This window comes from Dyadobacter sp. 3J3, assembly GCF_009801115.1.
Lineage (GTDB): Bacteria > Bacteroidota > Bacteroidia > Cytophagales > Spirosomataceae > Dyadobacter.
The window spans coordinates 483215-503172 of sequence record NZ_VTOL01000005.1 but is presented as its reverse complement, the minus strand read 5'-3'; the positions used below and the strand labels follow the sequence as shown (position 1 = coordinate 503172).

The window sequence follows — 19958 nt, the reverse complement described above, 5'->3', positions numbered from 1 at the left end:
CAACCTCTCAGCTCCCCTATCGATCGTTGCCTTGGTAGGCCGTTACCCTGCCAACTAGCTAATCGAACGCATGCCCATCTTCAACCAATAAATCTTTAACAAATCATATAATGCTATACAAATGTGTTATGCGGTATTAATCCGGGTTTCCCCGGGCTATCCCCCAGTTGAAGGTAGGTTGCATACGCGTTACGCACCCGTACGACGGTGACATTGCTGCCCCCTCGCCTTGCATGTATTAAGCCTGCCGCTAGCGTTCATCCTGAGCCAGGATCAAACTCTCCATTGTAAATTTTGTTTTGTGGTAATCCCGAAAGATTCCACGTTATCTTCTTAAACGTACTATCTTGTTACTCTCTTCATCATGTCAAAGAACTTTGCTCCGCGTCTTCCGAAACTCGTGGCGATGATCGTTCTCAGCGCCGTACTACCCGATTGGGAGTGCAAAGGTGCACCTCTTTTTTTTCTTACGCAAGTACAAGGCAAAAGTATTTTGAATCTTTTTTTACTTTAATTTGTAAAAAGCTCAAAATGAGGAAAATGCGCCCCAAAATATTTTTAAGTTTTTTTTCATGGGGTTGGGTTCGGGTCGGAAAATGGGGCTGGAATGGGTGGGAATGCGGTTGTGGGCTCTTTTATCGTTGTGGGGAAATTGGGACTGATCACGCGTTTGGCGGATTAGATCAACTGTGCAGTGCGCATATCTGATTTGATTGTGGGTTTTGGTTCCTATATATAAGGAAGGGGAAAGTGTGGTTCACAGGGCAGGTTTACAGATTGTTCAAAGGAGGCTCCCACGGAGTCCACAGAAGCTTAGTCGTATTTATTTGCTACAAACAGGAGGCTCCGAGGGAGCCTGGGGAATTTACACTATTTCCTTCATGGCTAGAAACACGGAGCTTATAAGAAGCTTGAAATGAGAAATCTTTAAAATGATCAAAACATATCTAAAATAATGTGAGTCGAATCCATTGACCATGTTCTGATGGCACAACAAATCAAACTTAACTAATCCTGATCACGTGAATCCCTTTTGAGTTTAAGAAAACTTCTCTTGCCTAAATAATAATCTACAACCATAATCATGAAGAATAACAGACCAGCCAATAATAAACGCTTACTCCCTGCCCAATGCTGATAAGAAAATAAAGCTCCCATTACCAATAAGCCAGTCGTTGCAAGCATTAGAATGACCTTAAGAACTGTTATATATGTTTTTACAGTTCTATGGTCAACTTTCAATTCACTTAAAAGCATGTTAAAATTCTATGCACACATCCGATTTTACAAAACAACCCTCTACTTTTCAGCAATGGCTTTTCCTAAAATATTTTAAGCCTACCCTAATCAGTATCCTCAGCTTTCGGGTATGGCCCTTTTCTCAAAAAACGATCACACTTCAATTCCCACATGTGATGATTGAAGCGTGTCCGTTTATCATTCTATCTAAAATACAAGGATAATCCCAGACGAAAACGGTTACCTCTAATCATATAATTTTTTTCATAGTCTACGAGTAACGGTAGATTATATTGAGTCTGTAATCCCATATACTTTCCAATTCGACAACTTAATCCCAGTGCTCCGAACATGACGTAATTGTTCCTATTAATTGAAACTTTTTCCCCTGATAATCCATCTGTAAATGAAAGTTCGCCAATGTTATACCCAGATGACAATTGTACAAACGGAGTCAACCGAAACGGGAGCACATAATAACGGGCATATACCTCTGGTGTAAAAGCGTATTCGCTTACCCAACCACGTTTAAAGCTCGCCCAGCTATTCCCCTGCTTGGAAAATCTATTGGCCAGAGACAACTGGAGCCCAACAACCAGGCGGTCAGCGACCAAATAACCAGCCTGGGGTGTCAAAGACCAGCCCGCTATATGCCTACTAGTATTCGCAGAAGCATTCAATGAAAAAGTAAGCGCTCCTTTTTTTAAGGTCTTATATGTAGGAATGTCTGTTGATCCATCAATCTGACTGGAATCACCGCCCTGCTGTGCAAATAAATTGGTGGAAAACATCAGAAGAGCGGTAAGAAAGAAAAGAGATATTTTTTTCATAGTCAATATGGATGATTTTATGTTAAAATTTGAGTGTGTAGCCAATATAAGGCAGTATAGGGAAGAACGAAACCTGCTTTATTGAAATCCGGGTTGGTACGAAATCCTGATTCCGTTCAGTCTTCATATCCAGATACAGCGGGTTATTCCTATTATATGCATTGTACAAGCCCAGGCGTAATTCCGCATTACGTTTATGGGGCGTTACCAAAGATTTGCTTGCGCCAATGTCCAGCCGGTGAAATGCAGGCATTCGCCCGTTGTTTCTTTTATCATATATAAATCTGGGACCGCCACTATTTTCAGTAATAAAGGCCGCTTCCGGTAAAGTAACGGCATGTCCGGTCTGGTAAATAAAACTGGCACTTAATTTCCATTTTTTACCAAGCTCGTAGTTTCCAGTTATCGCTACATTATGCCGTCTGTCATACTTCATTGGGTACCACTCGGCATCATTGATTCCCGAAAACTTTCGTTCCGATTTTGATAAGGTATAGGAGACCCATCCATTGAATTTGCCAGCCTTTTTACTCAACATTAATTCAATTCCCTTCACACGCCCCACACCGTTTTTGATGACAATGTCATCCCAGGAATCAGCAAGCAGGCCGGAAAAATTGGTACCATCCGGATAATCGATCAGGTTTTTCATCCTTTTTGTATAAGCTTCCAAGGACAGTTCCAGACCTCCCTGAGGAAAAGTCTTGTACACACCGACTGATAATTGCGCGCTTCGCGAAGGAACTACCTTGCCGGTTGAAGGAAGCCAGGCGTCATAACCAAAGCCAAAACCGTTGTTGGTAAGTAGATGAACGTATTGATTCATGATGGCATATCCACCCTTGAGTGCCCAGTTGGCCGGAAGCGACCAGTTCAATCCCAGGCGTGGTTCAGGATTAAAAAAAGTCCGGTTATCGACCTGGTAAAGGCTATAGCGTAGACCAGGATTAAAGTGTAACCTTGGCGTAAGGTCTATATTAGCATCCACGTGAAAGTCCAGTTGCGTTGCGGGAAGCGTTCCTTTTCCGGTTTCCTGCTGTGATCCAATATAATTGCTTTTGGTAACAAATGGACTGAAAGAGTGCCTGGTAAGGTCCAGGCCAAACTTAAGATTCGCACGATTGGAGAGGAAATAGTCAAACTGAACTTTAGTACCTAAATCCGTTACCCCCGCGTTGGTGTTCCGATAAAGTTTCACGGGTTCCGCGTCCACACTGAGGTCTTCAAAGTTATTGGCCAGCTCGCTGGTGTACTTGGAATAAAGCAAAACGAATCTTGCAAAAAGCTTTTGTGAGAATACTTTGCTATACCTAAAGGTTGCAGTTGTATTTCCCCAGTTATTACCCAGTGAGGTTTCCGTTGACCTCCCGTTTATAGCGCTCCATTCGCCGTAGGTGAATCTGTCAAAACCATTATAGACACTTAGGTAAATTTGATCCGTTTTGTTGATCTGATAGTTGAATTTTGCATTAAGATCGTAAAAACGATACTTTCGGGTTTCGCCGTATCCGCTTGATCTCTTGGGCTGCAATAACGAAGAAAGTCCCAGTGTGGAAACTCGCCCCGATACAATAAATGAAGCCTTGTTTTTAACGATCGGCCCTTCTAATGTCAGACTTTGGTTGAGCAGGCCTATTCCTACTTCCCCGCCGAATTTCTGGTTGTTCCCATCTTTCATGGTCAGGTCTATCACCGAGGCGAGCCTGCCGCCATACCGGGCAGGAAATGCTCCTTTGTATAAATCTACCGATTTAAGAGAATTTGGATTAAAAACCGAAAAAAATCCACCCAGATGCGTAACGTTGTAGACGGGGACTTCATCCAGTAAGATCAAATTTTGATCCGGTGTTCCTCCCCGGATATACAGGCCGGCACTACCTTCCGTTCCGGTGGAAACGCCCGGTGTAAAACTTAACGCCTTCAGTACGTCCACTTCACCCAAAAGCGCAGGCATTGACTTTATTTTGTCCATCGGAATCGATAAACTTCCAATGGGCGCATCGATGTTTTTGATTTCTTTCACAGTTACCTCTTTCAGAAGGTTGTCCTGCATTAACTTGATATCCAGGGGGAACTTATGCTGGACAAAATCCTTGATATATAGAGTCGCATAGCCTACAAAGCTCACTTTGAGAGCGTGGCTATGCGTAGGAATTTCCAGACTGAAAAAGCCGTATGCATTTGTCTGTACGCCCGTTTGCGACAGACTGTCCCGCACGGTGGCACCTACGAGCAGTTCTCCGTTCGCTACATCACGCACGGTTCCACTGATAATTAATTTTTGAGAAAAGGCTACATGTACGCTTGTAAACAAGAAAAAGGCAATTACTAAATATTTTGTCATGGTATTTCTATCACCTTTTCGTTGGAAGCAAAAATGAGCCCATAGCCATTTTTGATATTGGTCAAAGCTCTTTGGGGAGGAAGCACGAGAAGATCGAGCCCCTCGGGCTGATCATATTCTATTTTGGCATAATCAAATGCCTCTTTGGTAACGACTTCAACTCTCATGGTAACCTTAGATGCCCACTTTGGAGTGTCAAAATTTCCCTTGGTGGTCTCAATATAGAATTTTATAGGAGTCTTGAGGTCAGGTAAGCATTTACTTTTCATCAAGAAGATCCGGGCGGAACGATCGAATGTAAGTCCCGCAGCTTCACTGTAATAGGTCGATATTTTTTCTGTTGCCCAGGTATGGCAATCTTCTTCTTTGGCAGGTATATTGTCCGTGGCACCATACGGACTAGCCGAAACGGTATCCTTATCAAAGTATGATAAAAATGTAAGTGTGTAATAGCTTTCTACCTCAGCCTGCTGCTCTTTAAAGTATAGACTTACTAAATCCTGGCGCGTCTGGTGGTTAATTTCACCAGGTACATCGCGGATTCGTACTACTTCAACATCCGGTACATCTAACGGAACCAGTACAGGTGCTGATTCAGCAGCTGGTAATAGCGGAGCCGAAGTTTTTACAACATAGGTCAATCCTGCTTCAATCACACGATCAGATACATATACACCATTCTCGCTTTTCGATGAAGACAATTCAATGGATTCCTTACCATCCACCAATAATTCCACTTTTGCATTCGATACGGTGACGTCTTTTGGAATAGAGCCAATTGGATTGAAGGTTCTGGTTACTTGTATTCTAATGGGAGACCCCGCTTTAAGCTTCCCCCATAAAACCAACTTGTCTCCTGCATACGGGATATCCATATCAAGGCTGGTCTCTTTGCAACCAGCCACAAAAAGTAATAGTGAAATAAATATAAACCTCATTTATTGAAATGAAAAAAATTTTCCGTGCAGTTGGAAATAATTACAGTGTATAAAAATACGGTTAAATTACTAGCCATTCCAGAGTAGGAGATGGTGAACTTAATTTACACCCCTCCTTTGGAATGGCCAGCTACTCAAAACTTTCAAATATCTTGGTCATACTCCCTGAATACCGTACATTTCATGTGTACATTGATATTGTATACCGGCGGCGGTCCTAGTTGGAAGTCTTGGACGTCTGCTCCGATACGATCTACATTACTTCCTTCCCATTTTCGAGGAGGAAGATCCCCCCCCACATATTACTCGTCGCAGTAACCGTAAAACTAAGATACGCAGCTTCGGTGTGGGACCATCCGACCCAGTTTTTCTTATAATAGTCTATACGAATTAGGCGGTAGGTGGCCAGACCAGGAGCAATTTGAACTTCAGAATGCTCAGCTTCGATCCGACGATTCCCATCAGTATTTCTAAAAGTTCCTAATTGAATTCTTGCGTTATCTAATGAAACTTTCTTTATTTTGTTAGTGCGAACTTCTGGTAAATTTGGATTTTTTAGAAAGCTCGATAATTTGTCGAGGTTTTTTCCAATGTAAATAGAAGTAGAATGATCGGAACTTATATGATACGCAGAATCTCCTACAATCACATAGCTCTTGGAATTCAATACGGCTGAAAGCTCAGGAATCTCCACAATTTCAGTGAGAAGTTTGTCTCCTTCCACTTCTTTAAAGGTTAATACATCACTTAGTTCTCCAAATTCGCCTGTATCGGCTATTTTTTCATGTTCCTCCCTGGATATAGACTTTTGTCTTTTAAGAAGCGAAACGAATTCAGGTTTTGAATACCAATTTTCCATTCCTTTCTTATTAGAAAGCTCTTTTGCAACATTACTAAAGTGTTCCGGAGAGGCGAATCTAAGTACACCATTTTCGAGTAATACATCCTTGGAGGTCAATTTCGCGGAGTTTACAATGGGTTCAGGACTTTGCTCTTTCTCGCTACACGAGGAAATGGCAAAAGCAACCAACATAAATAGACATAATTTCTTCATACATTTGTACGGTTTGAATTGTTAAAAATGATTTAAACTAAACTTAAACGTCCCGCTTTCCAGGCTTCCAAACTTGTGGCGGGGCGTTCTTTTGCAAATTTAGGACAAAGAGTTAGAACATTTTCTGACTCAAATAAGAAAATGTTCTAACCTTGCCAAAAAACTAATACTACGCAAAATACAAAAAACTAAGAATTGTTTCTACTTCTTTTGCTACGTAAACGACTTAACGTAGTGGGATCAATATTCAGATAGGATGCCTGAATATTCACCGACAAGTGACCTTTCAAACCAGGATACATTTTCTCAAACATTTCAAGACGGCTTTGAGGGTCGCGGAGACTACACATTTGGACACGCAAGTCGGCCATGACCATTGTATTTTCAAAAACGGCCCTGGCGATTTCGGGGTGCGAAGATTGAAGAATCAGGTAATTGTTAAAGGATAAACTGTATAACCTGCACGCTTCCAATGTTTCAACAAAATAATTTGCAGGCGTTTGATAGATAAAACTACGGATATCGGTAAGAAATCCACCTGCCGGAACGATCCAATTGGTGATCTCTCTCACCAGCTTTTCCTCAACTTGTGAACGTTTCCGCTGTTCAACAATATGAAATGCCCTCATTACGCCGCTGCCGATAAACCATAAGCTTGATGCTACTTCACCTGGTGAGAGAAGTGCAGTATCAGGAAGTGTTGTCATCGGCTCAAAATAAGGAAGCAATGGTATCAGTTCTGATTGAGGTAATCTGGTAAGTTTTGTCAGGTTTTGGAGCAATAGTTTCATAATGTGTGTAAAATGAATTGAACAAGTTTCATTTCATTTTTCAAAAGGTTGAGCAGGACTGTATTTATCAGCGATAAAAAATAACTTTCGCAATAAACTAAAATATATTAACAGTTACAAAAGCGATTGATTTAATGGCCGTGAGCACAAAACGCCATTACAAAAATAGCCCTCACTTTTCAGCAAGGGCTATTCTCAGATACGTCTAACACTAAAACCTCAGCTTCCGCAAGCTTCACATCCTTCCGGATCATCCAGCGAGCATTGCATATCAGAACGGCTGTCACGCGCTGCAACTGGTTTCGTATGATCTTCGGCATATTGTACGTAGTTCAATTCCTTTTCAGCAACCAATTCTGTAACTGGTTCGATCTGCGCTTCTGCCTGCTTACCTAAAGTAAATTGAACAGGAGCCGAAGCTGCACGTGTACGTAAATAGTACATACCTGTTTTCAATCCTTTTTTCCACGCATAAAAATGCATCGAAGTTAATTTCCCGAAATTAGGTTCTTCAAGGAAAATATTCAGTGACTGTGACTGGCAAATAAAAGCACCACGGTCGGCAGACATATCCAGGATACTACGTTGTTTAATTTCCCAAGCCGTTTTGTAGAGATCCTTAATGTTTTGAGGAATATTTGGAATAGCCTGAACAGAACCACTGGCCCTAACAAGATTGTTTTTCATTTCCTCATCCCAAAGCCCAAGTCTTACAAGATCTTTCAGCAGATACTTATTTACAACCACAAATTCTCCTGAAAGAACGCGTCTTACATATATATTGGAAGTGAATGGTTCAAAACATTCATTGTTACCCAAAATCTGGCTCGTAGAAGCCGTAGGCATTGGAGCAAGTAATAGTGAATTGCGAACACCATTCTGAATAACACCCTTTCTCAATTTCTCCCAATCCCAACGTTGACTGTCTGGTTTCACACCCCACATATCAAACTGGAATGTACCTTGTGAAATCGGGCTGCCTTCCCAGGTCTGGTATGGTCCATGAAGTTTTGCCAGTTCCATGGAAGATTCCATCGCACCATAATAAATCGTCTCAAAGATATCTTTGTTCAACTGACGCGCCTCATCCGAATCAAAGGGCATGCGCATCATACAGAAAGCATCAGCCAATCCCTGAATACCGATACCGATCGGACGGTGTCTTTTATTGCTATTTTCAGCCTCCGGAACAGGATAATAATTAAGATCAATAATCTTGTTCAGATTGCGGGTAATCACTTTTGTGATCTCATATAGTTTCTGATGATCAAAACGGTAAAAACCGTCCGCCTGCATTTCCACAAATTTGGGAAGTGCAATTGAAGCCAGATTACAAACAGCCACTTCATCCGGAGCTGTGTACTCCATGATTTCCGTACAAAGGTTGGACGACTTGATCGTCCCCAGATTTTTCTGGTTTGATTTTGAGTTTGCGTGATCTTTGTACAACATATAAGGTGTACCTGTTTCAATTTGCGATTCAAGAATAGCAAACCAAAGATCCTGCGCTTTTATCGTTTTACGTGCTTTTCCTTCAAGTTCATAACGCTCGTAAAGTTTTTCAAATTCTTCACTGTGCGAATCAGCCAAACCTGGACACTCGTGCGGACAGAATAATGACCAGGTATCATTTGCTTCTACACGCTTCATAAACAAATCCGGAATCCACATGGCATAGAAAAGGTCACGTGCACGCTGCTCTTCCTTACCGTGATTTTTTCTCAAATCAAGAAAATCGAACACATCCGCATGCCATGGTTCCATATATATGGCAAAAGAACCCTTTCGCTTTCCGCCTCCCTGATCAACATAACGCGCCGTGTCATTGAATACGCGAAGCATCGGCACGATACCATTGGACATTCCATTGGTACCTTTAATATAGGAACCTGTCGCACGTACATTATGGATGCTCAAACCAATACCACCCGCCGACTGTGAAATCAGGGCGCATTGTTTCAGCGTATCGTAAATTCCTTCAATACTATCTTCCTTCATTGTTAAAAGGAAACAGGACGACATTTGTGGTTTTGGCGTTCCTGCATTAAATAAGGTAGGCGTCGCGTGTGTAAACCATTTTTCAGAAAGCAAATGATATGTCTCAACCGCAGCCTGAACATCTTCCTGATGAATTCCGATCGCAACGCGCATCAACATTTGCTGGGGGCGTTCTACGATTTTACCGTCTACCTTTAATAAGTATGATTTTTCAAGCGTTTTGTAACCAAAATAGTCATAGGCATAATCCCGGTCATATATAATAGTAGAATCAAGAAGAGATGCATTCTGACGGATCACTTCGTAAACTTCTTTGGAAATTAACGAAGCATTTTCACCTGTTTTTCCGTCTACATAAGTATAAAGACGTTTCATCGTCGCAGAAAACGACTTCAACGTATTTTTATGAAGATTTGAGATCGCGATCCGGGCGGCTAAAATAGCATAATCCGGATGCTTGGTAGTCATCGAAGCGGCTGTTTCCGCTGCAAGATTATCAAGTTCGGCGGTGGTAACACCATCGTAAATTCCGGAAACAACCTTTTTGGCTACCTCTATGGGCTGGATGTAATTGTTATCGAGGCCATAGCTCAGCTTCTCAATACGGGCAGTCACTTTGTCGAATTTTACCGACTCACGGCGACCGTCACGCTTTATTACGTACATGGACATGTGAAATATTTTCTGAGGTGAAAGATTTAAAGTTGTTAATGAATATTATTGGAGGGGAAGTGAAATATTTTCCTTGAAATAACTCAAAATAAATTGAAAGTGCAACTCTGAATTAAGCTTTTTAAAGGACAAATCTTAACAGCTTAATTTATCAAATTGTTAAGATTCTCGTAACAAGTCATTTAAGAAAAAAAGAGTCACAAAAGATTTTTCAAGAAATTTTTATTGCCGTTTTTCCAAAAAAATTTGCAACTTTTTTTTCAGAACTTGTGCATAAATACAAAATATAATTAAGTATAGCAATTGATATTCAGTAAATTATGACATATTTATTTTTAGGTGAGATTTTAAATTTGTAAACTTTTTATAAAATTAGGGTATATTTCTCAACATAATGCTTTAACTATTTCTATTCATTATATTTTCCACATCCGCAAATTTAGCCTCATGAACAAGCCTTTTAAGCATCAGTCAAGAAGAACATTTTTGAAACAAACCGCCGGATTATCCGCGGGTTTTGCCATAGGGGCAGAAACGCTTGTACATGCCGCTGATTTCAGCGATAATCTATCAAAATTTTCATTACCATTAGGCGTTTATGCATCCTATGAAAAAGCTGAATTGCTCAGAACATATGGATGTTCCTATATAGAGGAATCTGTTGGCGGTTTTCTGATCCCTAAAGACGGCGATATGCAGTACGCCAAAAATCTTCAGCAATTAAAAGAGGATAAGTTTCCAATCCGATCCTATGTAATTCTGTTGCCGGGGCAATTAAAAACATTAGGGCCGGATGCGAATCATGAAGCGATTTTACAACGCACTGATCTGGCTTTAAAAAGAGCGAAAGAATGCGGCTCGAAATACATTGTATTTGGAAGCGGCGCTTCACGGATTATTCCGGAAGGATTTGACCGTGATAAGGCAAAAGCCCAACATATAGAATTGAGTAAAAAAATGGCGCCGCTTGCTGAAAAGTATGGTGTGAAAATTGCCCTTGAACCGCTTAATCGTGGAGAAACCAATTTTATTAATAGTTTGGCCGAAGGTGTTGAAATAATAGATGCCGTTAACAGCCCGTCTTTTCAACTACTATGCGACATCTTCCACATGTCCAAAGAAGACGAGCCGGCCGACCAGATTGTGAAATTCGGGAAGCATATTGTTCATTGCCATATTGCAGAAAAAAAGGACCGGACACCGCCCGGAGTTGCCGGAGATGATTTCAGGCCATATTTAAGTGCTTTGAAAAAAATAAATTACAAAGGCGGGCTTTCTATTGAATGTTTCGTTTATCAGGACTTTGATAGTCAGTCAAAAAAAGGGATAGAAGTCCTTCAAAAGCAGATTAGCGAGGTCTGATTTTAAATTATTTAGACTCATCGCATAGATATTGAGAAAGATAACTCAAAATTGCTTGGTTTACTTGATTAGAATTTTTACTTTTGCAATCCTTTTTGAGAATTGTACAGAAACACATAATACCATATACCAATGAGAAATGATATTCATCCCAATTACAGAGAAGTAGTATTCTGGGATCTATCCAGCGACGATAAATTTATTACACGCTCTACAATCGAAACCAGCGAAAACATTACCTGGGAAGATGGAACGGTTTACCCTGTTTACAAAGTAGAGGTTTCTTCTAAGTCTCACCCATTCTACACAGGTAAAAATGTACTTGTTGATACTGCGGGACGTGTTGATAAATTCAGAAAACGTTACGGTACAAAAGAAACTACCGAAGCTTAATTTTTATTTAAAATTAAGGTCTTCAAAGAAAGCAGTCTCTAAGCGAAAGCAATCAGAGACTGCTTTCTTTTTTTGTCGGTACCGAAAAAATGGCCGAACTTTGGCGATACATACTAAAACTGAATATGCGTAGTATCATCCTGTTCGACGATCCAAAAATCCGCTTACAATTATTACCCTTTACCTACACCAGGCCGGTCGCCGGAATCCGTTGCGGAATATGGACAATCGCTGAAAAATGGAGCGAATGGTTTCAAACTGAAATTTCTTATCAGACGGAATCATATCTTGCTCATCGTTTCCCGTTAAAACAATCCGAAGACAATCTTTATATCAACGGAGCGCTTTGTCCGGACATTTTATTAATTGAAGCGATAGAAAAGCTTTCTCCAGAATCTGTTCTTTTATCATCAGAAAACGAGATTTTAGCTGTTCGCACTACTTCTTCTGACTGGTCAGCAACTGGAAATCTTTCCAATCTAATCAGTCATATATATCAGGAACCAATACTGATTATCCAGCAGATTTGGGATATATTCCTGAATAATGGCGCGCAGATAAAATCTGATTTTGCCATAATAACGGCTTCAAAACAATCAGCAAAACTTACTGATCCTTTCACGTTTTGTTATAATCCTGAAAATATATTTATTGAAGAAGGAGCAGTCATTAAGGCCGCCATTTTAAATGCTGAAAACGGCCCGATTTATATCGGTAAAAATGCATCCATTCAGGAAGGTGCAGTCATTCAGGGACCTTTTTCGATTGGAGAAAGTTCGGTTTTGGCGCAAGGAGCAAAAATACGTCCGAATACTACTGTCGGGCCATTTTGTAAAGTGGGTGGTGAAGTGAGTAACTGTGTTATCTTTGGATATAGTAATAAAGGTCACGACGGATATTTGGGAAATTCGGTATTAGGCGAATGGTGTAATCTGGGAGCAAATACGAATAACTCAAACTTAAAAAATGACCACACGGCTGTAAAAATTCATAGTTATGCCACCGGGAAACTGGAAAACACCGGTCTGCTTTTCTGCGGATTATTTATGGGAGATTATTCTAAAGCCGGAATTTCAACTATGTTTAATACCGGAACCGTTATTGGCGTAAGTGTAAATGTTTTCGGAGCGGGTTTTCAACCCAAACATGTCCCTTCTTATTCCTGGGGAGGAAATGCGGAAGGATTTTCCGAATATCGTTTTGAAAAAGCAGTCGATGTTGCAAAAGATACCGTGAGTCGACGTGGTATAACATTTGACGAAACAAACCAAAAAATAATGAAACAGATTTTTGATCAAACAAAAAGCCAACGTTAAGTAGCTCATAGCAATTAGGGTTTGGCAGTGCGGTGTACCGCTATTGGCTTAAAATCAAAAAAAATGAAAGTCTAAAATATCATATTAATTATTTTTTAGTACTTAATATGATCAAAATAAACAAATAGATTAATCCAAAACCAACGTGCTTTTTAAAGACATTCCAGGACTTGCGCCTATTAAATCCACACTGATTCGCTCTGTGCAAACAAGCCATCTGGCTCATGCACTGTTGTTCGACGGTGCAAACGGAGGTGGAGGCTTAGCTTTGGCACTGGCATTTGCTACCTATATAAATTGTGAAAACCGGAGTGAGGAAGATGCCTGCGGCGTTTGTGCATCGTGTGCTAAAATGAATAAATTAATTCATCCGGATTTCCATTCTATTTTCCCGATTGCTACGTCAAAAAAAGTGAGCGGGAATACAAGCGAAGCATTTCAACCACTTTGGCGCACATTCTTACTTGATACTCCATACCGGGTTTTACCGGAGTGGCTGGATTTTATTACCGCTGAAAACAAGCAGGGAAACATTTCAGTAGAGGAAGCAAGGGGAATCCTGAAAAAACTTTCTGTTAAATCTTATGAGGGTGAATATAAAATTCTCTTAATATGGAAGCCGGAAATCATGAATGCATCTTCGGCAAATGCTTTGCTGAAAATTTTAGAAGAACCACCCTATAAAACGCTTTTCTTACTCGTCAGTGACCAATCGGACCGATTGTTGACTACGATAATTTCAAGAACACAACGCGTTGCCGTACCTGCTTTTTCTGACGATGAAGTCCGTCAGTTTCTGAAACAACAAGCTGTGAGTGAGACCGTAGCCAATCAAATAACATATCTTTGTGATGGCAATTTGTCGGAAGCATTACGACTTATAAACGAAACTTCCGATGACCGGTCAGCATGGTTTGCGGAATGGATGCGGTATTGTTACAAATATGATGTTACCAGCCTTGTAAAACTGGCCGATGCCTTTGACGGGATGAACAAGGAAAAACAAAAAGGGCTTTTCGAATATGCCTTACGTCTTTTCCGTGATATGTTGGTATGGAGCCAGGGGGCTGCCGAACTATTGCGGGTTCCACAGGAAGAACTTACATTCGTGCAGAATTTTTCAAAAGCAGTTAATTTCGATGCTTTGGAAAATATGGTTCAGGAAGTGAACGTTGCTTATTACCACATTGAACGAAACGTAAGGGCAAAAATGGTTTTCCTTGATTTATCATTAACCATCGCGCCATTTTTTCAACGCAGATGAAAAAAAAAATTGATCTTATCGGTGCAACTGATATTGTAGATTTACCGGAACTTGGATGGTATCAGGTTCCCGTGCGCGTTGATTCGGGAGCGACTTCTTCCGCCATTCACTGTGCACGTGTGAAACTCATTAAAGAGGGTGAGCAGGAAAGATTATGTTTCTACCTTGATGTAAAAAAAGGTGCGCCGGAACAATCCTATACTGTAAGCGATTTTAAGGAAACCATAGTTAGAAACTCATCCGGAAAAGCGGAAAAACGATATGTGATCAAAACACAGATCACGATTTTCGGCCGAAAAATACGGACCGAATTTTCGCTGGCTAATCGTAAAAAAATGAGCTATCCAATTCTTCTCGGGCGGAAATTATTGAAAGGACGTTTTTTGATCGATGTTTCAAAAAAAGATCTTTCCGCCAAACAAAATGCTGACAAAATCAGGCACAAAAAAAAACCTGATCCGGAGGCTAACCCTACGCTTTTAATCCAATAGATTTATATGAAAATCGCCGTATTATCCACCAATCCTAAACTTTACTCAACGAGGCGTCTGGTGGAGGCAATCAAACAAAAGGGTCACCAGGCTGTGGTAATTGACCACGTCAAGTGCTTTGTCATGATTGAAGGAGGAAAACCAACCGTCATTTATAAAGGAAAAGCGATAAAAGGAATTGATGCGATCATTCCAAGGATCGGGACTTCTGTGAATGCTTTTGGCTGTGCTGTTGTAAGACAGTTTGAACTGATGAAAGTTTTTACAACCGTTAAATCACAGGCGATTTTACGGTCCAGAGATAAATTGCGCAGTATGCAGGTACTTGCAAAATCGGGCGTGGATATTCCAAAAACCGTTTTTGCAAAAAATCCGGCACAGGTTACCGAGCTGATCAATATGGTAGGCGGGCCTCCTGTTGTCATTAAATTGCTGGAAGGAACCCAGGGAGTAGGCGTAGTATTGGCCGAAACTACCAAAGCAGCCAAATCCACGATTGAAGCTTTTTACGGATTACGTGCCAATTTCCTTATCCAGGAATTTGTTGCCGAATCCAAAGGTGCCGATATCCGGGCTTTTGTTATTGGCAACAAAGTTGTGGCAGCGATGAAACGTCAGGGCCATGAGGGTGATTTCCGTTCCAATCTACATCGGGGCGGCGAAGGTTTTGCCGTAGAATTATCACAAGAAGAAGAGCGTACAGCAATCGCAGCCGCAAAAGCATTAGGCGTAAGAATAGCCGGTGTTGATTTATTACAATCCGACAGAGGGCCGTTGGTCATGGAAGTTAATTCTTCACCAGGTTTAAAAGGAATCGAAGAAATCAGCGGGATTGATATCGCCTCTTTAATTGTTGCCTATATTGAAGAGAAAATTGTTACGGATGAAGGGGATACGGTTGGGGTTTAGAAATTAAATATTCCGGGATTATTGTATCCAATTTAGGACCTCGGCGTATCTTTGTATTTCATTTTGGAAAGGTTAAAGAATGTGAGCAAATAACAATGGTTTATGGCAGCTCCAATAAAAACGATGAAGAATACGAACAAGCATTAAAGAAAATATATGCTTTAATGCAGTTTGAAATTATTCCTAATTCAGCAAAATCGAATGAACTGGAAATCTTAGCAATTGTTGTAAAGGATTATGAAAATGTTCATTTCCCAATTCCTCAACCAATAGAGAATTAACTCATAGTGCTAATAGCCAAAAGCTAACAGCTAAAAAAAATCATGCATATTAAAATAGGAACACGTGGTAGTAAATTGGCTCTTTGGCAGGCATATTATATTGAAAACCTGCTTAAAAAAGATGGCATCACTACCGAAATTGTAATCATTGAAACAAAAGGTGATAAAATCCTGGATCGTTCTTTATCCAAAATCGGAAGCAAAGGCGTTTTCACTCAGGAACTGGAAGATCAGCTAAAAAGCGGTGCTATTGATATTGCTGTTCACAGTGCAAAAGATCTTCAATCACATCTGGACGATGATTTTGAATTGATCGCGTTTACTGAAAGAGAACATGCCAATGATGTTTTGGTAAGTCATAATACAAGCCTTGCGTTGGGAAGCGGAGAACCTTTTGTTGTAGGAACTTCCTCAACACGGAGAATCGCGATTTTGAAACATTATTATCCGCATATCAAAATCGTTGATATGCGTGGCAATTTACAAACCCGTTTTCGCAAACTTGAAGAAGGACAATGTGATGCTTTATTGTTAGCCTATGCGGGCGTTCATCGTATGGAATATGATGGATCAATTGCTGAGCATTTATTACTCGACGAATTTACACCTGCTGTGGGACAGGGAAGTGTCGCCATTGAAAGTTCAGTTTTATTGGCACAAGACAAAAAAGATACTTTAAAAAAATTGCTTAATCACGAACAGACAGAAATCTGTTTAAGAACTGAAAGAGCATTTTTAAAGCGTTTACAAGGTGGTTGCAGTATTCCTGTATTTGCTCTGGCTATTTTGAACCATGACGAAATAACCATTTCGGGTGGTATCATCAGCCTGGATGGACAAGAATTAATCCGTCGTTCAGAAAGCGGATCAACTGCGTTTCCAGAAGAATTGGGCACAGCATTGGCAGATGAATTATTAGAAGCAGGAGCTGACCGTATTTTGAAGGATATTAAAACACAAAACGGTACTTTGTAAAAATTTATCTTTTCAATAAAAAGCAAAAATCCCCGTCTGCTCCTGGCAAACGGGGATTTTTTTTCATGAAAAGCCGATTCTAGTTTTTAATCGGAGGAACAGTTTCTGCGGGTTTCTTTGTACTATCCGTCGGCGTTGCAGGCACAATAACGGCCGGTTTCTTCTGTGTACTATCTGTTGTTCCAGCTGGAGTTAAAATTGTACTGTCGGCAGGCGTTGTAGGGACGGACATTATCGGTTTTACAACTGTGCTATCCATTTTCCCTTGCATACTGTCAGCTTTTACAGGCATAACCATACCTGGCTGTCTGCGGGACGTACTGTCCATCATACCAGCTTTACTTGAAGTACTATCTGACACTGCTTTAGGAGCCAGACCAGTCTGCGATTGCGGACGATTAAAACCACCAGCCGGACGACCACCGGCTGCTCCCGGCGTTATAACCGGTGTAGCTGACGGAGTGGCTTGTTGCGTCTGGGCTGCACCAGCATCATTTCCACCACCATCACTTTTCTGATCATCGTTGCTAATCGATTTTCTTTTGCGTGGTTTTGCTTCGGTAAAAGTCATTTTACCCAAACTGTATGAGAAGTTTACACGAAAGCCCCGGTTGTAACGATACATCGTACTCACCTGATCAAATGTTGCAGACGAAAGATCTGTTTTCATTTTAAGCGCACTGGTCAGGAAATTTTCCATGGCCAAACCAACACTTCCTCTTTTGTTTTTGAAATCTTTCTTGATACCAAGATCATACATTCTGAAACCACCTGCCGAGCCCTGAAGCTGAACTTCTTTTCCTCTTGCAAATCCACCTCCCTGTATTCCCCAGCCATTCTTCAATGTCACACCCGTACGAAAACGCCCACTTACAACAACACCACTATTATGAGATTGAAGAGCTGCATTCGAACTATTGTTTTTCAGGTTTACATAATACGCATCAAGACCTCCGCCTACGGACCAGATTTTGAATACTGTAATGTTACCGAAGATATTTGCACCATAGTTTTGCTTCGCTCCAATGTTACCATAAGTCGTAGTAATTACGCCGGTTTCACTGGTTGTCCGAATATTTTCAATGGATCCATTCGTAAAACGGGCGAAAGTGGAAACAGTGAAATATAAACTATTTTTGAAAAAGCTTGTCCCTAATTCAATCTGATCTGTTAATTCAGGTTTAAGATTTGGGTTTCCTCTCGTAATGTTCAGAGGATTCGATGCAATGGTATTAGGGTTCAAAAACTGAATTCCCGGACGCTGCAAACGACGGTTGTAACCCAATTTAATGGTTTGACCTTTTCCGAATGTTTTAGAAATATTCAAACTCGGTACAAGATTACCGTAAGAAGGCAGGTTAAGATTTCCAACTTCTGCCTGTTTTGCATCAATTGTTGTATACTCGTAGCGCGCACCTCCTTTAAGTGTAAACTTGCTTTTGGTAGTCAGCGTATAGGATAAATAACCTGCCGCCACGTTCTGATCGTAGTTTAAGCTACTCACTGAATCCTGTACATTATTGGTTAAATAGCTATAATTACTGATTACCTGACGGAAAATACCTTTTCCTCCAACTTCCAGTAATTGGTTATTTTTTATTGGCGTTGCATAGTCAACCTGGATTGTACTTTCCTGATTTGAACTTTTGTTGTTATTTCCCGACTGCCCAACAACTGCTCCTATCACGTCATTACTGTAAGAATACAGATCTGCATCATAATCATTTGTCCGGTTATTGCGGCTGAACTGCCCAAGGATACTTAATTCCTGTTGAGGCTTGCTCAAAGTTTTTATATAATCAACATTAACATCCCAGGTTCCTGACAGATCTTTTACATTTACATCTCGGTAAGAAGATTTTGTGACACCAGACTGTGTATTATCTGTCAAAATAGTCTGAGGTGTAATTGCATTTCTCAAACCATAACGTATACCAGCCGAAAGGGTAGTATTTTTATCAATTTCATAATCCATCCCAAAATTGTATGATCCAAAAGCACCTTTATTTTGAGATTTGGTAATTTGTGAGACTGAGAAATTATCACCCGTTTGCAAGTTATCTGTTCTTCCCGGCTGATGATAATTGAATCGACCGAAACCTCCCAGATTAAAACCAAGCTTTCCTGTACGGTAATTCCCCCTTAAACCTAAATTGGAACCACGGTTACCAACACCCGTATTCAGGTTTAAAGTACCACCTTGTATAGTACTCTTTTTGGTAATGATATTGATAATTCCTCCTGAGCCTTCTGCATCATATTTTGCCGACGGTGAAGTAATCACCTCAACTGATTTGATCATATCCGCAGGAATCTGTTTCAACGCATCCGCAACGCTGGTTGCTACCATAGTTGAAGGTTTGTTGTTGATCAAAACGCGCACGTTTGAATTTCCTCTTAATGACACATTTCCGTCCAGATCCACAGTAAGCATCGGCACTTTCCGCATTACATCACTTGCGTCACCACCTTTACTGGTAATGTCCTTTTCAGCATTGTAAACCAGGCGATCCACTTTTTCCTCGATCATTTGCGCCATTCCAACCACCTGAACTTCATTCAACTGAACGATATCCGGTGAAAGTACAATGGAGCCAAGATCAAGTTCCGTTTTTTTGTCAATTTTAACGCCTTTGATCGTTTTTGTTTTATACCCGATAAAAGAAATCAAAATCTTGAAATTTCCGGATGCAACTTTGGTCATACTGAAAACACCCTTTTCGTCGGTAGTCGTACCGTCGACAGGCACATTTGTTTTGTCATCTATAAGTGCAAGGGCAGCAAATTCGACTGGATTTTTAGTAAGTGAATCCACCAAAATCCCTTTTATTTTCCCACTTCCTTTTGGTGCATCATCAAGCGTACCGGGAATAACAGCTTTTTGTCTGTCGCCTCCTCGCTGAAAATCACCGCCACCACCACCAGGACGGCCGCCACCACCGCCCCCACCGCCAAACTGTGCAAATGCAGAAGTCGTCAGTCCGAAGATCAGTGCTAATAATGTAAATTGTTTCTTCATGTTCATGGTTATTGGGGCAATGTATCAGGTATAAATCAAGTTCAAAATAAGTAGCTATTAAACTGTAAAAAAAAGGCAATAG

16 protein-coding genes and 1 rRNA gene are annotated in these 19958 nt (G+C 40.7%); 8 read left to right on the top strand and 9 right to left on the bottom strand.

Annotation, left to right across the window (positions count from 1 at the left end):
• The 8 genes from FZF08_RS14035 to FZF08_RS14000 form a co-directional block, all read right to left on the bottom strand.
• A 16S ribosomal RNA gene (locus FZF08_RS14035) occupies nt 1-289 on the bottom strand; the annotation flags it as partial.
• 719 nt (nt 290-1008) lie between these two features.
• Nucleotides 1009-1257 carry a hypothetical protein gene (locus FZF08_RS14030; RefSeq protein ID WP_229216524.1) on the bottom strand — a complete coding sequence of 83 codons (249 nt, stop codon included), beginning with the start codon at nt 1255-1257 and terminating at the stop codon, nt 1009-1011.
• Between the two features lie 185 nt (nt 1258-1442).
• Complete coding sequence (locus FZF08_RS14025) at nt 1443-2069, bottom strand: hypothetical protein (RefSeq protein WP_159469728.1); 627 nt, start codon at nt 2067-2069, stop codon at nt 1443-1445.
• A gap of 22 nt (nt 2070-2091) precedes the next feature.
• Entirely contained in the window at nt 2092-4413 is a 2322-nt protein-coding gene (locus FZF08_RS14020; protein WP_159469726.1) for a TonB-dependent receptor, read from the bottom strand.
• On the bottom strand, nt 4410-5351 hold the full coding sequence (locus FZF08_RS14015; RefSeq protein ID WP_159469724.1) for a DUF4249 domain-containing protein: 942 nt from the start codon (nt 5349-5351) through the stop codon (nt 4410-4412). Before FZF08_RS14015 ends, FZF08_RS14020 begins: the two co-directional genes overlap by 4 nt.
• A 253-nt stretch (nt 5352-5604) precedes the next feature.
• Entirely contained in the window at nt 5605-6405 is an 801-nt protein-coding gene (locus FZF08_RS14010) for a hypothetical protein (protein WP_159469722.1), read from the bottom strand.
• Between the two features lie 188 nt (nt 6406-6593).
• Nucleotides 6594-7196 (bottom strand): Crp/Fnr family transcriptional regulator, encoded by a 603-nt coding sequence (locus FZF08_RS14005; protein WP_159469720.1) that lies wholly within the window; start codon nt 7194-7196, stop codon nt 6594-6596.
• A 219-nt stretch (nt 7197-7415) separates the two neighbouring features.
• Nucleotides 7416-9860, bottom strand: coding sequence for a ribonucleoside-diphosphate reductase subunit alpha (locus tag FZF08_RS14000; protein ID WP_159469780.1), 2445 nt, complete (start codon nt 9858-9860; stop codon nt 7416-7418).
• A 453-nt stretch (nt 9861-10313) separates the two neighbouring features.
• On the opposite strand from FZF08_RS14000, the gene FZF08_RS13995 reads away from it, so the two are divergent.
• The 8 genes from FZF08_RS13995 to hemC all read left to right on the top strand — a co-directional run bounded on the left by FZF08_RS13995 (nt 10314) and on the right by hemC (nt 16857).
• On the top strand, nt 10314-11228 hold the full coding sequence (locus FZF08_RS13995) for a sugar phosphate isomerase/epimerase (RefSeq protein ID WP_159469718.1): 915 nt from the start codon (nt 10314-10316) through the stop codon (nt 11226-11228).
• Between the two features lie 132 nt (nt 11229-11360).
• A complete protein-coding gene (locus FZF08_RS13990) occupies nt 11361-11621 on the top strand; it encodes a type B 50S ribosomal protein L31 (protein WP_159469716.1) in 261 nt (86 codons plus the stop codon).
• A gap of 125 nt (nt 11622-11746) precedes the next feature.
• A complete protein-coding gene (locus FZF08_RS13985; RefSeq protein ID WP_159469714.1) occupies nt 11747-12937 on the top strand; it encodes a GlmU family protein in 1191 nt (396 codons plus the stop codon).
• Between the two features lie 145 nt (nt 12938-13082).
• Nucleotides 13083-14201 (top strand): DNA polymerase III subunit delta', encoded by a 1119-nt coding sequence (gene holB, locus FZF08_RS13980; RefSeq protein WP_159469712.1) that lies wholly within the window; start codon nt 13083-13085, stop codon nt 14199-14201.
• On the top strand, nt 14198-14692 hold the full coding sequence (locus FZF08_RS13975; RefSeq protein WP_159469710.1) for a RimK/LysX family protein: 495 nt from the start codon (nt 14198-14200) through the stop codon (nt 14690-14692). Before holB ends, FZF08_RS13975 begins: the two co-directional genes overlap by 4 nt.
• A 6-nt stretch (nt 14693-14698) precedes the next feature.
• A complete protein-coding gene (gene rimK, locus FZF08_RS13970; protein WP_159469708.1) occupies nt 14699-15601 on the top strand; it encodes a 30S ribosomal protein S6--L-glutamate ligase in 903 nt (300 codons plus the stop codon).
• A 95-nt stretch (nt 15602-15696) separates the two neighbouring features.
• Entirely contained in the window at nt 15697-15882 is a 186-nt protein-coding gene (locus FZF08_RS13965) for a hypothetical protein (RefSeq protein WP_159469707.1), read from the top strand.
• 42 nt (nt 15883-15924) lie between these two features.
• On the top strand, nt 15925-16857 hold the full coding sequence (gene hemC / locus FZF08_RS13960) for a hydroxymethylbilane synthase (RefSeq protein WP_159469706.1): 933 nt from the start codon (nt 15925-15927) through the stop codon (nt 16855-16857).
• Nucleotides 16858-16936: 79 nt separating this feature from the next.
• Here the strand turns inward: hemC and FZF08_RS13955 are convergent, their stop codons facing one another.
• Nucleotides 16937-19882 (bottom strand): TonB-dependent receptor domain-containing protein, encoded by a 2946-nt coding sequence (locus FZF08_RS13955; RefSeq protein ID WP_159469705.1) that lies wholly within the window; start codon nt 19880-19882, stop codon nt 16937-16939.
• Between the last annotated feature and the right edge of the window lie 76 nt (nt 19883-19958).

What these genes read in the sequence shown, in the direction of transcription:
- FZF08_RS14030 (WP_229216524.1), bottom strand. Translation starts at nt 1,257, where the DNA reads ATGCTTTTAAGTGAATTGAAAGTTGACCATAGAACTGTAAAAACATAT.
- FZF08_RS14025 (WP_159469728.1), bottom strand. Translation starts at nt 2,069, where the DNA reads ATGAAAAAAATATCTCTTTTCTTTCTTACCGCTCTTCTGATGTTTTCC.
- FZF08_RS14020 (WP_159469726.1), bottom strand. Translation starts at nt 4,413, where the DNA reads ATGACAAAATATTTAGTAATTGCCTTTTTCTTGTTTACAAGCGTACAT.
- FZF08_RS14015 (WP_159469724.1), bottom strand. Translation starts at nt 5,351, where the DNA reads ATGAGGTTTATATTTATTTCACTATTACTTTTTGTGGCTGGTTGCAAA.
- FZF08_RS14010 (WP_159469722.1), bottom strand. Translation starts at nt 6,405, where the DNA reads ATGAAGAAATTATGTCTATTTATGTTGGTTGCTTTTGCCATTTCCTCG.
- FZF08_RS14005 (WP_159469720.1), bottom strand. Translation starts at nt 7,196, where the DNA reads ATGAAACTATTGCTCCAAAACCTGACAAAACTTACCAGATTACCTCAA.
- FZF08_RS14000 (WP_159469780.1), bottom strand. Translation starts at nt 9,860, where the DNA reads ATGTACGTAATAAAGCGTGACGGTCGCCGTGAGTCGGTAAAATTCGAC.
- FZF08_RS13995 (WP_159469718.1), top strand. Translation starts at nt 10,314, where the DNA reads ATGAACAAGCCTTTTAAGCATCAGTCAAGAAGAACATTTTTGAAACAA.
- FZF08_RS13990 (WP_159469716.1), top strand. Translation starts at nt 11,361, where the DNA reads ATGAGAAATGATATTCATCCCAATTACAGAGAAGTAGTATTCTGGGAT.
- FZF08_RS13985 (WP_159469714.1), top strand. Translation starts at nt 11,747, where the DNA reads ATGCGTAGTATCATCCTGTTCGACGATCCAAAAATCCGCTTACAATTA.
- FZF08_RS13975 (WP_159469710.1), top strand. Translation starts at nt 14,198, where the DNA reads ATGAAAAAAAAAATTGATCTTATCGGTGCAACTGATATTGTAGATTTA.
- rimK (WP_159469708.1), top strand. Translation starts at nt 14,699, where the DNA reads ATGAAAATCGCCGTATTATCCACCAATCCTAAACTTTACTCAACGAGG.
- FZF08_RS13965 (WP_159469707.1), top strand. Translation starts at nt 15,697, where the DNA reads ATGGTTTATGGCAGCTCCAATAAAAACGATGAAGAATACGAACAAGCA.
- hemC (WP_159469706.1), top strand. Translation starts at nt 15,925, where the DNA reads ATGCATATTAAAATAGGAACACGTGGTAGTAAATTGGCTCTTTGGCAG.
- FZF08_RS13955 (WP_159469705.1), bottom strand. Translation starts at nt 19,882, where the DNA reads ATGAACATGAAGAAACAATTTACATTATTAGCACTGATCTTCGGACTG.